At 64.9% G+C, this 14,239-nt stretch carries 11 protein-coding genes; 10 read left to right on the forward strand and 1 reads right to left on the reverse strand.

All coding sequences use genetic code 11. The features are described from left to right. Window positions 1-211 precede the first annotated feature (211 nt). The 10 genes from EJ079_RS18110 to EJ079_RS18155 all read left to right on the forward strand — a co-directional run bounded on the left by EJ079_RS18110 (window position 212) and on the right by EJ079_RS18155 (window position 13,628). On the forward strand, window positions 212-2,281 hold the full coding sequence (locus EJ079_RS18110) for an NAD(P)-binding protein (protein WP_127809687.1): 2,070 nt from the start codon (window positions 212-214) through the stop codon (window positions 2,279-2,281). A gap of 82 nt (window positions 2,282-2,363) precedes the next feature. Continuing rightward, window positions 2,364-2,966, forward strand: a complete 603-nt coding sequence (locus tag EJ079_RS18115) for an ANTAR domain-containing response regulator (protein WP_127809688.1) — start codon at window positions 2,364-2,366, stop codon at window positions 2,964-2,966. Between the two features lie 2 nt (window positions 2,967-2,968). Beyond that, entirely contained in the window at window positions 2,969-4,207 is a 1,239-nt protein-coding gene (locus tag EJ079_RS18120) for a CmpA/NrtA family ABC transporter substrate-binding protein (RefSeq protein WP_164873963.1), read from the forward strand. 356 nt (window positions 4,208-4,563) lie between these two features. Further along, entirely contained in the window at window positions 4,564-5,880 is a 1,317-nt protein-coding gene (locus tag EJ079_RS18125) for a CmpA/NrtA family ABC transporter substrate-binding protein (RefSeq protein ID WP_127809690.1), read from the forward strand. Window positions 5,881-5,950: 70 nt separating this feature from the next. Further along, on the forward strand, window positions 5,951-6,841 hold the full coding sequence (gene ntrB, locus EJ079_RS18130; RefSeq protein WP_127326483.1) for a nitrate ABC transporter permease: 891 nt from the start codon (window positions 5,951-5,953) through the stop codon (window positions 6,839-6,841). Between the two features lie 11 nt (window positions 6,842-6,852). Beyond that, window positions 6,853-7,650 (forward strand): ABC transporter ATP-binding protein, encoded by a 798-nt coding sequence (locus EJ079_RS18135; protein WP_127396612.1) that lies wholly within the window; start codon window positions 6,853-6,855, stop codon window positions 7,648-7,650. A 4-nt stretch (window positions 7,651-7,654) separates the two neighbouring features. After that, a complete protein-coding gene (nirB, locus tag EJ079_RS18140) occupies window positions 7,655-10,105 on the forward strand; it encodes a nitrite reductase large subunit NirB (protein ID WP_127809691.1) in 2,451 nt (816 codons plus the stop codon). 5 nt (window positions 10,106-10,110) lie between these two features. Continuing rightward, window positions 10,111-10,440, forward strand: a complete 330-nt coding sequence (nirD, locus tag EJ079_RS18145; RefSeq protein WP_127809692.1) for a nitrite reductase small subunit NirD — start codon at window positions 10,111-10,113, stop codon at window positions 10,438-10,440. 3 nt (window positions 10,441-10,443) lie between these two features. After that, window positions 10,444-13,275 (forward strand): nitrate reductase, encoded by a 2,832-nt coding sequence (locus tag EJ079_RS18150; protein WP_127809693.1) that lies wholly within the window; start codon window positions 10,444-10,446, stop codon window positions 13,273-13,275. A 95-nt stretch (window positions 13,276-13,370) separates the two neighbouring features. Beyond that, the gene (locus tag EJ079_RS18155; protein ID WP_127383392.1) at window positions 13,371-13,628 is read left to right on the forward strand and encodes a BrnA antitoxin family protein; all 258 of its coding nucleotides are present in this window, start codon (window positions 13,371-13,373) and stop codon (window positions 13,626-13,628) included. Between the two features lie 249 nt (window positions 13,629-13,877). On the opposite strand, the gene EJ079_RS18160 is transcribed toward EJ079_RS18155, so the two are convergent. Continuing rightward, complete coding sequence (locus tag EJ079_RS18160) at window positions 13,878-14,234, reverse strand: cupin domain-containing protein (RefSeq protein WP_127809694.1); 357 nt, start codon at window positions 14,232-14,234, stop codon at window positions 13,878-13,880. Window positions 14,235-14,239: the final 5 nt, after the last annotated feature.

The raw sequence follows: 14,239 nt of genomic DNA on the forward strand, positions 1-14,239 counted from the left end.
TTTGGCTCAGCCGAAATTCAGCGGATGCTAATCCGGGTGAACGCGATTAGGCGCGGCCTAACCGGCACAGAAGAAATCTGTTGTTTTCCGGCGCTTGCCGCAACTTATGAATGGTCTCACGGCATCAACCCACTGGGCTGGCCGGCTTGCGCCTTGGCTCGAACCATGATCGGGCAAGTTGCAAGGCTGAGCTGGCAGGAAGGCACGTTCCATGCGCGATCCGCGCTACGACATTCTGTTCGAGCCCGTGAAGATCGGTCCGGTGACCGCCAAGAACCGCTTCTATCAGGTGCCGCATTGCAATGGCGGGGGCTATCGCGATCCTTCGGCCGCGGCCGAGATGCGCCGCATCAAGTCGGAAGGCGGCTGGGGCGTCATCTTCACCGAGCAGACCGAGATGCACCACACATCGGAGATCACGCCCTTCATCGAGCTCAGGCTGTGGGACGACGCCGATATCCCGGCGCTGGCGAAGATGGCAGAGGCCATGCACCAGCATGGCGCGCTGGCCGGCATCCAGCTGGCCTATTCGGGCATCAACGGTCCCAACCTCTACACCAAGGAGGTACCGCGCGGACCCTCGGCCCTGCCGATCCGAACCTTCACCAACGATCCGGTCCAAGCGCGCGCCATGGACAAGCAGGATATACGCGACCTGCGCCGCTGGCACCGCAATGCCTTCAAACGGGCCAGGCTGGCGGGCTTCGATCTGGTCTGCCTCTACGGCGCGCATGGCTTCGGCATCATCCAGCACTTCCTGTCCACCGCCACCAACCAGCGCAGCGACGAATATGGGGGCTCGCTGGAGAACCGCTCGCGGTTGATGCGTGAGCTGATCGAAGAGGGCAGGGACGCCATCGGCGACACGTGCGGCCTGACGCTGCGGCTGTCGCTGGACGAGATGATCGGCGAGCTCGGCTTTGCCAATTCCGAAGTGCGCGACATGATCGAGATGCATGCCGATCTGCCCGACCTCTGGGACCTGGCGCATGGCGCCTGGGAGGACTGCTCGGGGCCGTCGCGGTTCAAGGAGGAGGGCGCGCAGGAGAGCCTGGTGTCCGGAATCAAGACGCTGACCTCCAAGCCGGTCGTCGGTGTCGGCCGCTTCACCTCGCCGGATGTGATGGTGAAGATGATCAAGTCCGGCACGCTGGACTTCATTGGCTGCGCGCGGCCGTCGATCGCTGATCCCTTCCTGCCGAAGAAGGTGGAAGAGGGGCGGATCGAGGACATTCGCGAATGCATCGGCTGCAACATCTGCATCACCGGCGACATGACCATGTCGATCTCGCGCTGCACGCAGAACCCGACCTTCATGGAGGAGTGGCGCAAGGGTTGGCATCCCGAACGCATGCAGGCCAAGGGCGACAGCGACAGCGTGCTGATCGTCGGAGCCGGCCCCGCCGGGCTGGAAGCCGCCAGGGCACTCGGCCTGCGCGGCTACCAGGTGGCCATCGCCGAAGCCGGAACCGAACTCGGCGGCCGCGTGGCGCGCGAGTGCCGCTTGCCTGGTCTCTCGGCATGGGGGCGTGTGCGCGACTACCGCCAGTACCAGATCAGCCAGATGTCCAATGTCGACGTCTATTTCGAAAGCCGGCTGTCGGCCGAGGAAATCCTCGCCTTCGGCTTCCAGAACATTGCCATCGCCACCGGCTCGACATGGCGCCGCGATGGCGTGGCGCGCGCGCATGTCGTGCCGATGCCGGCGGACCGGGCCATGCCGGTCTACACGCCGGACGATTTGATGGGCGGCAATGTGCCGACCGGAACTGTCGTGCTGTTCGACGACGATCACTATTACATGGGCGGCGTTCTGGCCGAGCTGATGGCGCGCCAGGGCGCGAGGGTGACGCTGGTGACACCGTCGGCCTATGTGTCCGACTGGACCCGCAACACGCTGGAGCAGGGCGCCATCCACCGCCGGCTGGCCGAACTCGGCGTCGATATCGTGCTGAACCGGACCGTGACCCGCATCGTGGCGGGTGGGGTTGTCACTGCGTGCGCCTATACGGGCGCCCGAAGCGACATTGCCGCGGACGCCGTGGTGCTGGTGACGTCGCGCCAACAGGACGACGGCGTCTGGCGCGAGTTGAAGGCGCGGCGGGACGAATGGGCCGATAGCGGCATCCGCTCGATCAAGGTCATCGGCGACGCCGAAGCGCCGGGTCCGATCGCCTGGGCAACCTATGCCGGCCACCGCTTTGCGCGCGAGCTGGATGAAGCCGATATCGGCGACGCACTGCCCTTCCGCCGCGAGGTCACGGCGCTGGCGGTGGATTAGGCGCCTGCGGCGCGGTCAGCGAATATTGGGTTGTTCAACCATACTGCATTGCACAATTCCTTCGCTTGGTCACAATGCAGGCATGGTTCGAACCGCACTCGCCGTCCTGGTGATCGATGAAAACCGCATCCGCGCCGCGATCATCGAGGCGGGGTTGCGCGAGGCCGGCCATGAGCGAGTCACCGTCATTCATGACGTGACCGGCATTGCGCGGCGGATCGCCGAGGTCGAGCCCGACGTCATCGTCATCGATCTCGAGAATCCGAACCGGGACATGCTGGAAAACATGTTCCAGCTGTCGCGCGCCGTGAAACGGCCGATCGCCATGTTCGTCGACCGCTCCGACCAGGCCTCGATCGAGGCGGCGGTCGATGCCGGCGTTTCGGCCTATGTCGTCGACGGTCTGCGGCAAGAGCGCGTCAAGCCGATCCTCGACATGGCGGTCAGCCGTTTCAACGCTTTTTCGCGCATGGCGCGCGAACTGGAAGAGGTTCGCGGCGAACTCGAGAGCCGCAAGGTGATCGACCGCGCCAAGGGCATCCTGATGAAGTCGCGCGGCCTCTCCGAAGAGGCCGCCTACACGCTGCTGCGCAAGACGGCGATGAACCAGAACCGCAAGATCGGCGACATCGCCCAGAGCCTGGTGACTGCCGCCGGGCTGCTCGGACCGGCGGAGGATGAATGAGCATGGGCGCCGCGCACCAGATCACCGCCGGTTTCATGCCGCTTTTCGACAGCGCCGTGCTGGTCGCGGCCGGGGAGCTTGGCTTTGCCGCACGAGAAGGCATCGACCTCACCCTACACCGCGAGACGTCCTGGGCCAACATCCGCGACCGCATCGCCATCGGTCACTTTCATCTCGCGCATATGCTGGGACCGATGCCGCTCGCCTGCAATCTCGGGCTGACGCCACTCGCTTCGGAAACCATCGTGCCGTTCTCGCTCGGGCTCGGCGGCAATTGCGTCACCGTCTCCAACACCGTCTGGGCCGGAATGGTGGCGCACGGCGCCGAAGCCGATCTTGATCCGGCGCGCGCCGGTGCGGCGTTGCGCGCGCTCATTCGCGAGCGCGCTGCGGCCGGTGGCGACCCGCTGCGCTTCGCCGTGGTGCATCCGCATTCCGGGCACAATTACGAACTCCGCTACTGGCTCGCCGCCTGCGGCATCGATCCGGGGCGCGAAATCGAGATCGTCATCGTGCCGCCGCCCTTCATGGCGGATGCGCTGGCCACCGGCCGCATCGACGGGTACTGCGCAGGCGAACCTTGGAACAGTGCTGCGGTTGCCGCCGGCACCGGGCATATCGTCACCGTCAAGGCGCGGATATGGCGTAACAGCCCGGAGAAGGTGATCGGCGTGCGCAAGGCGTGGGCAGACGAAAACCCCGAGGCACTGGCGGCGCTGCTGCGTGCGCTGCATCACTCGGCGCGCTGGTGCCAGGATCCGGCCAACCGTGGCGAATTGGCAGCTGTGATGGCGCAGGCCGGCTTTCTCGGCCTGCCGCCGGCCGTGCAGATGCCGATCCTGACCGGTCATCTCCGACTGGGCGGCGGCGCGGAGCGGACCATCGACGACTTCTTCCTCCCGTTCGACAAGGCAGCGAACTTTCCATGGAAGAGCCATGCGCTGTGGTTCTACACGCAGATGGTGCGCTGGGGGCACGTGGCGCACACGCCGGAAAACCTTGCCATCGCCCGCAACTGCTACCGGCCCGACCTCTACCGTTCGGCTCTGAAGCCGCTTGGTGTGGCGCTTCCCGGCGCCAATTCGAAAGTCGAGGGTGCGCTCCAAGTTGCCACCGCAGTCGGCGCGACAGGCGCCGGCCTTGTGCTCGGTCCGGACGGTTTCTTCGACGGCCAGATCTTCGATCCGGACGAGGTCGACGCGTACATTACCGGCCAGAAATCGGCTCGCGCGGAAGCCTGATCATTTCCGCGTCATTCTTGTGCATTGCACAAAAATTGTGCGCGCGATTGCCCGAATGAACAATCTTTGGCCTTCCGGCTATACGACCCGGTGCGTCCGCGATCGGCGCGGGTTGCTGATTTAATTGATCTTTTTCACCTCTCTCAAAACTGGCACGGTTCCTGCTTTGAAATAGACAGGCCCTTCGCGGGTCACGGAACAGGCGTCCAACGACGGGCGCCACAGGCAAAGCTGCCGCTCAGGTTAATGCGCGCTCCCGGTCACCCGGACGCGAAGACCTGGCTGGCGGCTTTTTTGTTTTGATCAACACGCAATCGACGACGCGGATCCCAAGCCGCGCCCAACCGGAGACGACGATGACGAAACGGATCAGGACTGGAACGACCCTCAAGGACATGACGCGCCGCGATTTTCTCGTCAGCAGCGCGATGACGGCCGGCCTGTTCGTGGCGGCCCGCAAGCTCTTCCCTTCCGGCGCCTATGCTGCGACCGCCACTCCGGAGGTCACCGGGGCCAAGCTCGGCTTCATTGCCCTCACCGATGCGGCACCGCTGATGATCGCCAAGGAGAAGGGGCTGTTCGCCAAGTTCGGCATGCCCGATGTCGAGGTGCTCAAGCAGGCCTCCTGGGGTGCGACACGCGACAATCTGATGCTCGGCGGCGCGGCCAACGGCATCGACGGCGCCCATATCCTGACGCCGCTGCCTTACCTCATGCACACGGGCAAGGTGACGCAGAACAACCAGCCGATGCCGATGGCGATCGTGGCGCGGCTCAACTACGACTGCCAAGGCATTTCGGTCGCCCAGGAATATGCCGGCACCGGTGTCGGTCTCGACGCCTCGAAGCTGAAAGACGCTTTTGCCGCCAAGAAAGCGGCTGGCAAGGAAATCAAGGCCGCCATGACCTTCCCGGGCGGCACGCATGATTTGTGGCTGCGCTACTGGCTGGCGGCCGGTGGCATCGATCCCGACAAAGACGTCTCGACCATCGTCGTGCCGCCGCCGCAGATGGTGGCCAACATGAAGGTCGGCAACATGGACGTGTTCTGCGTCGGCGAGCCGTGGAACGAGCAGCTCGTCCATCAGGGCGTCGGCTTCACCGCCGCCACGACGGGCGAATTGTGGAAGGGCCATCCGGAAAAGGCGCTCGGCCTGCGTGCCGAATTCATCGAGAAAAACCCGAACGCCACCAAGGCGATCCTGATGGCCGTCATGGAAGCCCAGCAATGGTGCGAGGCCAGCGACAACAAGGACGAGATGGCCGCCATCATCGGCAAGCGGCAATGGATGAACGTGCCCGTCGCCGACATCATCGGCCGCCTCAAGGGCGACATCAACTACGGCAATGGCCGCGTCGCCAACGGCACCGATCTTTCCATGAAGTTCTGGAAGGGCGGCGTCTCCTATCCGTTCAAGAGCCACGATACGTGGTTCCTCGCCGAGAACATCCGTTGGGGCAAGTTCGCGCCGACCACCGACATCAAGGCGGTGGTCGATCAGGTCAACCGCGAGGATCTGTGGCGCGAGGCGGCCAAGGATCTCGGCGTTGCGGCTGCCGACGTTCCGGCGTCGTCGTCGCGCGGCGTCGAGACCTTCTTCGACGGCAAGATCTTCGATCCGGCCAACCCGTCCGCCTATCTCGATAGCCTGAAGATCAAGGCATCGGCCTGAACCCCTGCGCAAACGGCGCATTGCGCCGTTTGTCGCTCGAATTATCTGCCCCACGGAGTTTTCCCCAGACATGTCGATCCAGACTATCGAGGACACCAAGGTGAAGGCCTTTCCTGCCAAGCCGGCGGAGGTCATCGCCTTCACTGCCAAGGCACGGCGTCGCTTCGAGCCGCTAGCCATCGCCGGCAAACTGGCAAGCGCGCTGGTGCCGCCCATCATCGTGATCGCGCTGATGCTGGTCGTCTGGCAGATCGCCTGTTCGTCGCCGACATCAAGCCTGCCGCCGCCGACCCAGGTGTGGAACGAGGCCTACGATTTGATCGCGCATCCGTTCTTCGACAATGGCCCGCAGGATATCGGTCTGGCATGGCGCGTGCTGATCTCGCTGCAGCGTGTTGCCATCGGCTTCGGCCTGGCGGCGGTGGTCGGCGTCGCGCTCGGCGCGCTGGTCGGCCAGTCGATCTGGGCGATGCGCGGCCTCGACCCAGTGTTCCAGATCCTGCGCACGGTGCCGCCGCTGGCCTGGCTGCCGCTGTCGCTGGCGGCGTTCCGCGATTCCAGCCCGTCGGCGATCTTCGTCATCTTCATCACGTCGATCTGGCCAATCATCATCAACACTGCGGTTGGCGTGCGTAACATCCCAGAGGATTATCGCAACGTCTCGCGCATCCTGCGGCTCAACCAGTTCGAGTTCTTCGTGAAGATCATGGTGCCGGCCGCCGCGCCTTACATCTTTACCGGCCTGAGGATCGGCATCGGCCTGTCCTGGCTTGCCATCGTCGCCGCCGAAATGCTGACCGGCGGCGTCGGCATCGGCTTCTTCATCTGGGACGCGTGGAACTCGTCGCGGCTGCCCGACATCATCGTCGCGCTCGCCTATATCGGCGTCACCGGCTTCTGCCTCGACCGTCTGGTCGCGGCGGTCGGCGCCTTCGTCACCCGCGGCACAACGGCAAAGTGAGGAGAGGGGCGATGACGGCCTATCTGAAGCTCGACCATATCGACAAATCCTTCACGCGTGGTGCCCAGGTCAGCGAGGTGTTGAAGGACATCAGGCTGACCATCGACAACGGCGAATTCGTCTCCATCATCGGCCATTCCGGCTGTGGCAAGTCGACCTTGCTCAATCTGATCGCCGGGCTGACCAAGGTGTCCGCCGGCGCCGTGCTGCTCGAGGACAAGGAGGTCGACAGCCCAGGACCGGAACGCGCCGTGGTGTTCCAGAACCACAGCCTTTTGCCGTGGCTGACCGTCTACGAAAACATCAATCTGGCGGTGTCGAAGGTCTTCGGTCGTTCGAAGAGCAAGGCCGAGCGGCATGACTGGATCATGCGCAATCTTGACCTCGTGCAGATGGCGCATGCCAAGGATAAACGCCCGGCAGAAATATCGGGCGGCATGAAGCAGCGCGTCGGCATCGCCCGGGCGCTGGCCATGGAGCCGAAGATCCTGCTGCTCGACGAGCCGTTCGGCGCGCTCGATGCGCTGACGCGCGCCCATCTGCAGGACGCGGTGATGGACATCCACTCCAGGCTCGGCTCGACGACGATCATGATCACCCACGATGTCGACGAGGCGGTGCTGCTTTCCGACCGCATCGTCATGATGACCAATGGCCCGGCGGCAACCATCGGCGAAGTGCTTCCCGTGCCGCTGGCGCGGCCGCGCCGGCGCGTCGAACTCTCTTCCGACCGGACCTTCCTGCGCTGCCGCGAGGCGGTGCTGAAGTTCCTCTACGAACGCCACCGCTTCGTCGAAGCCGCGGAGTAGCACCATGAGCGAAAGACTTGTCATCATCGGCAATGGCATGGCCCCCGGGCGCATGCTCGAGCACCTGCTGGAACAGGCGCCGGGCCGCTACACCGTCACCATCTTCAACGCCGAGCCGCGCGTCAATTACGACCGCATCATGCTGTCGCCGGTTCTGTCGGGCGAGAAAGCCTATGAGGAGATCATCATCCACGGCGACGGCTGGTACATCGCCAACAACATCACCCTCTACAAGGGCCACAAGATCATTGCCATCGACCGGACGGCAAAGACCGTCACGTCAGATCATGGCGTCACCGAGCCTTACGACAAGCTCGTCATCGCCACCGGTTCGGTGCCGTTCATCATTCCGGTGCCCGGCCATGATCTGCCGGGCGTGCTGACCTATCGCGACCTCGATGACGTCCAGGCGATGATGCTTGCCGCCCAGTCGCGCGCCAAGGCGGTGGTCATCGGCGGCGGCCTGCTCGGGCTGGAGGCGGCAGCAGGGCTGAACGCGCAAGGCATGGACGTCACCGTGCTGCATGTCATGCCGACGCTGATGGAGCGCCAGCTCGATCCCGCGGCCGGCTATCTGCTGCAGCGTGCCGTGGAGCAGCGCGGCATCAAGGTGATCACCAAGGCTAACACACAGGCGATCACAGGCAACGGCAAGGTCGGGCAGGTGGAGCTTGCTGACGGCACCATCATTCCGGCGACGCTTGTGGTGATGGCTGTCGGCATCAGGCCGAATTCGGCGCTGGCGAAACAGGCGGGCATCGCCGTCAATAGGGGCATCGTCGTCGACGCCGGCATGCGCAGCAACGATCCCGACATCTACGCGCTCGGCGAATGTGCCGAGGTCAACGGCCAGGTCTATGGCCTCGTCGCGCCGCTCTACGAGATGGCGCGCGTCACCGCCAGCCAGCTTGCCGGCAACGAGGCGACGGCCTTCGTCCATATGGACACGCCAACCAAGCTCAAGGTCACCGGCATCGACCTGTTCTCGCTCGGCGACTTCGCCGAGGGCGAGGACCGCCAGGAGATCGTGCTGCGCGACGCGGCGGCCGGCGTCTACAAGCGCCTGGTGCTGAAGGACGACCGCATCATCGGCACCGTGCTCTATGGCGAGACGGCCGATGGAGCCTGGTTCAACGACCTGAAGAAGAAGCAGACCGATATTTCCGAAATGCGCGACACGCTCATCTTCGGCCAGTCCTACCAGGGGGGTGCCCCGCTGGACCCTATGGCGGCCGTTGCAGCCTTGCCGGATGATGCGGAAATCTGCGGCTGCAACGGCGTTTGCAAGGGAAAGATCACTGGTGCAATCACGGCCAAGGGCCTGACCTCGCTGGACGACGTGCGCGCCCACACCAAGGCATCGGCCTCCTGCGGCTCCTGCACCGGGCTGGTCGAGAAGCTGATGGTGCTGACCATCGGCGACAAATACAATCCGGCGGCAGTGCAGCCGATGTGCGGCTGCACGACGCTCGGCCATGACGAGGTGCGCCGGCTGATCATCGCCAAGAGCCTGAAGACGATTCCGGCGGTTATGCAGGAACTGGAGTGGACGACCTCCTGCGGCTGCGCCAAATGCCGGCCGGCGCTGAACTACTACCTCGTCTGCGACTGGCCGGACGACTATGCCGACGACTACCAGTCGCGCTTCATCAATGAGCGCGTCCATGCCAACATCCAGAAGGATGGCACCTATTCTGTGGTGCCGCGCATGTGGGGCGGCGTCACCAATGCGGCGGAGTTGCGCGCCATCGCCGACGTCGTCGACAAGTTCGAAATCCCGATGGTTAAGGTCACCGGCGGCCAGCGCATCGACATGCTCGGCATCCGCAAGGAGGACCTGCCGGCAGTGTGGGCCGATCTCGGTCAGGCCGGCTTCGTCTCCGGCCACGCCTATGCCAAGGGGTTGCGCACGGTGAAGACCTGCGTCGGCTCGGACTGGTGCCGCTTCGGCACGCAGGATTCGACAGGGCTTGGCGTCCGCATCGAAAAATTCATGTGGGGCTCGTGGACGCCGGCCAAGGTCAAGATGGCGGTGTCGGGCTGTCCGCGCAACTGCGCCGAGGCGACCTGCAAGGATGTCGGCGTGATCTGTGTCGACAGTGGTTACGAGATCCATTTTGCCGGCGCGGCCGGCCTCGACATCAAGGGCACCGAGGTGCTCGGCCTGGTCAAGACCGAGGATGAGGCGCTGGAGCATATCGTGGCGCTGACGCAGATGTATCGCGAGCAGGGCCGCTATCTCGAGCGCATCTACAAATGGGCCAAGCGCATCGGCATCCCCGAGATCAAGCGTCAGATCATGGACGATGGCGAGAAGCGCAAGGCTTATTACGACCGCTTCGTCTTCAGCCAGAAATTCGCCCAGGTCGATCCGTGGTCGGAACGCGTTTCCGGCAAGGACAAGCATGAATTCAGGCCGATGGCCTCTGTCGGGTTTGCGCAGGCGGCGGAGTGACAATCATGAACTGGGTATCAATCGGCTCTATCTCGGACATCCCCCGCCGCGGCGCGCGCTGCGTCGCCACCCCGGAAGGCAAGATCGCAGTGTTCCGCACCGCCGACGATCAGGTCTATGCCATCGACGACCATTGCCCGCACAAGGGTGGACCGCTCAGCCAGGGCATCGTGCACGGTGCGGCGGTGACCTGTCCCTTGCACAACTGGGTGATTTCGCTGGAGACGGGCAAAGCGCTCGGCGCCGACGAGGGCGCGGTGCGCACCATTCCGGTGCGGGTCGAAGGCGAGCATCTGTTCATTGCGCTGGAAGCGCTGGCCAGCCGCGCGGCCTGACCAATGGAGATCGACGAAGCGCGCGAGGTGAGGACCACCTGCCCCTATTGCGGGGTGGGCTGCGGCGTGCTGGCGAAGGTCGCCGCGGACGGTGAGGTGTCCGTGCGTGGCGACCCCGACCACCCGGCCAATTTCGGCCGGCTCTGCTCCAAGGGCTCGGCACTGGCCGAGACCATCGACCTCGACGGCAGGCTGCTTCGTCCGGAGATCCATGGCCGCCGCGCCGGCTGGGACGAGGCGCTCGACCTGGTCGCTTCGACCTTCTCGCAGACCATCGCCGAGCATGGGCCCGATGCGGTCGCCTTCTATGTCTCCGGCCAGTTGCTGACCGAGGACTATTATGTCGCCAACAAACTGATGAAGGGTTTTGTCGGCTCGGCTAACATCGACACCAATTCGCGCCTGTGCATGGCCTCCTCGGTCGCCGGCCACCGCCGCGCTTTCGGCTCCGACACCGTGCCGGGAACCTATGAGGATCTGGAGCTGGCCGACCTGATCGTGCTGGTCGGCTCCAACCTCGCCTGGTGCCATCCGGTGCTCTACCAGCGCATCGCGGCTGCCCGGGAAAAGCGGCCGGAGGTGAAGATCGTCCTGGTCGACCCGCGTCGCACCATGACCGCTGACATCGCCGACATGCATCTGGCGATCGCGCCGGATGGCGACGTCGCCCTGTTCACCGGGCTGCTCGCCTATCTCGGCCAGCACAACGCGCTCGACCGTGCCTATATCACGACGCACACGACCGGCTTCGGGCAAGCACTTTTCGCCGCATCGGCGCTCGACCTGGCCGACGTCGCCGCCGCCGCGGGCCTTAGCGAGGACGAGCTTGGCCGGTTCTACAGCCTGTTCGCGGCGACGCCGAAAACGGTGACGGTTTACAGCCAGGGTGTGAACCAGTCGTCTTCGGGCACCGACAAGGTCAACGCCATCATCAACTGCCATCTCGCGACCGGCCGCATCGGCAAACCCGGCGCAGGGCCGTTTTCGGTGACCGGCCAGCCCAACGCGATGGGCGGGCGTGAGGTCGGTGGCATGGCCAACATGCTGGCCGCGCATATGGAGATCGAAAACCCCGATCATCGCGACCGCGTGCAGCGCTTCTGGAACGCGCCGACTGTGGCCGAAAAAACCGGCCTGAAGGCGGTTGAGATGTTTCAGGCCGTGGCCGACGGGCGCATCAAGGCGCTGTGGATTATGGCCACCAACCCGGTCGATTCGATGCCGGACGCCGATGCCGTCGAAGCGGCGATCAAGGCGTGCCCCTTCGTCGTGGTGTCGGACGTGCTGGCCCGGACCGACACCGTCCGCCACGCCCATGTCCGGCTGCCCGCCGCCGCCTGGGGCGAGAAGGATGGCACCGTCACCAATTCCGAACGCCGGGTGTCGCGCCAGCGCGCGTTTTTGGAGCTGCCCGGCGAGGTGCTGCCCGACTGGCGGATCGTCGCCGAGGTGGGCAAGCGGATGGGGTTCGGCGAGGCGTTTTCCTATGCGACGCCAGGGGAGGTGTTTGCCGAGCATGCCGCGCTGTCGGGGTTCGAGAATGATGGTGCGCGGGATTTCGATATTGGCGTCTACGGCGGAGTTGATGGCGAGACCTACGCAATGCTTGAGCCGTTCCAGTGGCCGGCGCCCGGTCGTGCCGACCCCTTCTGGCCTGCCGGCCATCTCCCCCTCAAGGGGGGAGATGAGCCTGCCGCTCGGCTTTCGCCAATCGCCAACGCTGCGGAAGAAGCGCCGGTGTCAAAGCTGCTAGTCTCCCCCCTTTGGGGGGAGATGGCCGGCAGGCCAGAAGGGGTCGGCACGACTGGGCTCCAGGTTCGCTTCTTCGCCGACGGCAATTTCTACACACCCGATCGCAAGGCGCGCTTCATCGCCATCCGCCCGACCACGGAAGTCCGCACCAGTCCCGACTATCCGCTGATCCTCAACACCGGCCGTATCCGCGACCATTGGCACACCATGACGCGGACCGGCAAAAGCCCGCGGCTTTCGCAGCACATCGCCGAGCCCTTCGTCGAGATCCACCCGGTGGATGCGCAGCGCTTCGGCATCGGTGACGCCGACATCGTGCGCGTTTCCAGCCCGCGCGGTGACGTGCTGGTGCGCGCGCTGGTGACGATACGCCAGCGCCAGGGCAGCCTGTTTGCGCCGATGCACTGGACCGATCAGTTCTCGGCAAAGGGCCGGCTCGACACGCTGACCGCGCCGCTGACCGATCCCATTTCCGGCCAGCCGGCGCTGAAACATGTCGCCGCCCGCATCGAGAAATTCGCCGCAAAAGCCTTCGGCTTTGCGGTGACGCGGCATAGGCTGTCGCCCGATGCCGCGGCCTATTGGGCCGTGGCCAAATGCAAGGGCGGCTGGCGGGTCGAGCTTGCCTTTGCCGAAGACGACATCGACTGGGCCGGCTTTGCCGGGTCACTGTTCGGCGCGTCACCGGGTGCGGAAATGCTCGCCTATCATGACCGCGACGCCGGCCAGTATCGCATCGCCGCCTTCGACGGCGATCAACTGTCAGGCGCCTTGTTCGTCGCGCCCGGCCCGGTCGCCGTGTCGCGCGGCTGGGCGGCGGAACAGTTAAGTGCCGATCATGTCGACCGGCGCGGAAGGCTGGCGATCGTGGCCGGACGGCCGGGCGGGGTCGACGTCGATCGCGGCGCCATTGTCTGCTCCTGTTTCGGCGTCGGCGCCAACCAGATCGTCGAAGCGGTGCGCCGCGGCTGCGGCAGCGTCGCGGCAATCGGCGCTGCCCTGCATGCCGGCACGAATTGCGGCTCCTGCCGCGCCGAGATCAGGGTCATCATCGAGGCGCAGAGTCTTCAAGCAGCCGAGTGATTGTCCCGACCAAATGGGCCTGCGCGACGGCGCTGGTTGGGCTATGGTGGCGCAAGCGTGCTGCGCACGAATCGTCTTCAGTCAGGGTCATCCCAATGGCAAATCCCCCGCGCCGACCGACAAATCCGATGGCGGCCGCCGAGGCGGCTTTCAAGCCGGTGAAGAAGCCGGCCGCGCCGGTTCGTGAGCCCTCCGCCGCTCCAGGCGTCAGGGAGCTTGTTTCGATCCGGATCGACCGCGCCGTGCTGGACCACTTCCAGGAGGATGGGCCGGGCTGGCAGGACCGCATCAACGACGCCTTGCGGCAGGCGATAGAAGGCAAGCCGACGGCCGGCGGTTTGGACGACGAGTAGCGCCCATCGCTTCGTCATCCACGGGCGGAGCAAGGAGCGTAGCGACGCGGCGCAGACCCCTGGAGCTGCTCCGCAGCCCAAAGGATACATGCCGCGACCTCAAAGCGCTGCAGCGGTGCAGAATTCTGTTCCGCTGCATTCCTCGATGGCTGTCGCAGAATGGATCCCAGGGTCTCCGCGACGGAGCTTCGCTCCTGCTTCGCCCTAGGATGACGAAGTTGGGGAGGCTTCGGCCAAAGCGGACGTCGCTCACGCCTCGAAGTGCAGGATATAGAGCTTCCGCGTCTTCTCGTGGATCGTCCATTCGCCTTTCCACCCTTTCGGCAGCACCAGCATTTCGCCCGGGCCGACGTCCTTGCCGCGGCCATTGGGACCATGCAGCGAGACCCGGCCTGACACGATGTGGCACGTTTCGGAATTGCTGTCGCGCGATGCGGTGAAGCGGCCCGGCGTGCACTCCCAGACGCCGACTTCCAACGTGCCGTCGGGCGAGGTCCACAGCGTCTTCGCTGCTTCGAACTGATTGCCGCTGATCGAGGTCGGCTTGGGCTCGGGCTCGCCGAGATCGATCGAGGCGAGATGGGCGAAGGTCTGGAAATCGGTCATGGCAG

Origin of the sequence: Mesorhizobium sp. M7A.F.Ce.TU.012.03.2.1, assembly GCF_004006095.1 — a bacterium.
Lineage (GTDB): Bacteria > Pseudomonadota > Alphaproteobacteria > Rhizobiales > Rhizobiaceae > Mesorhizobium.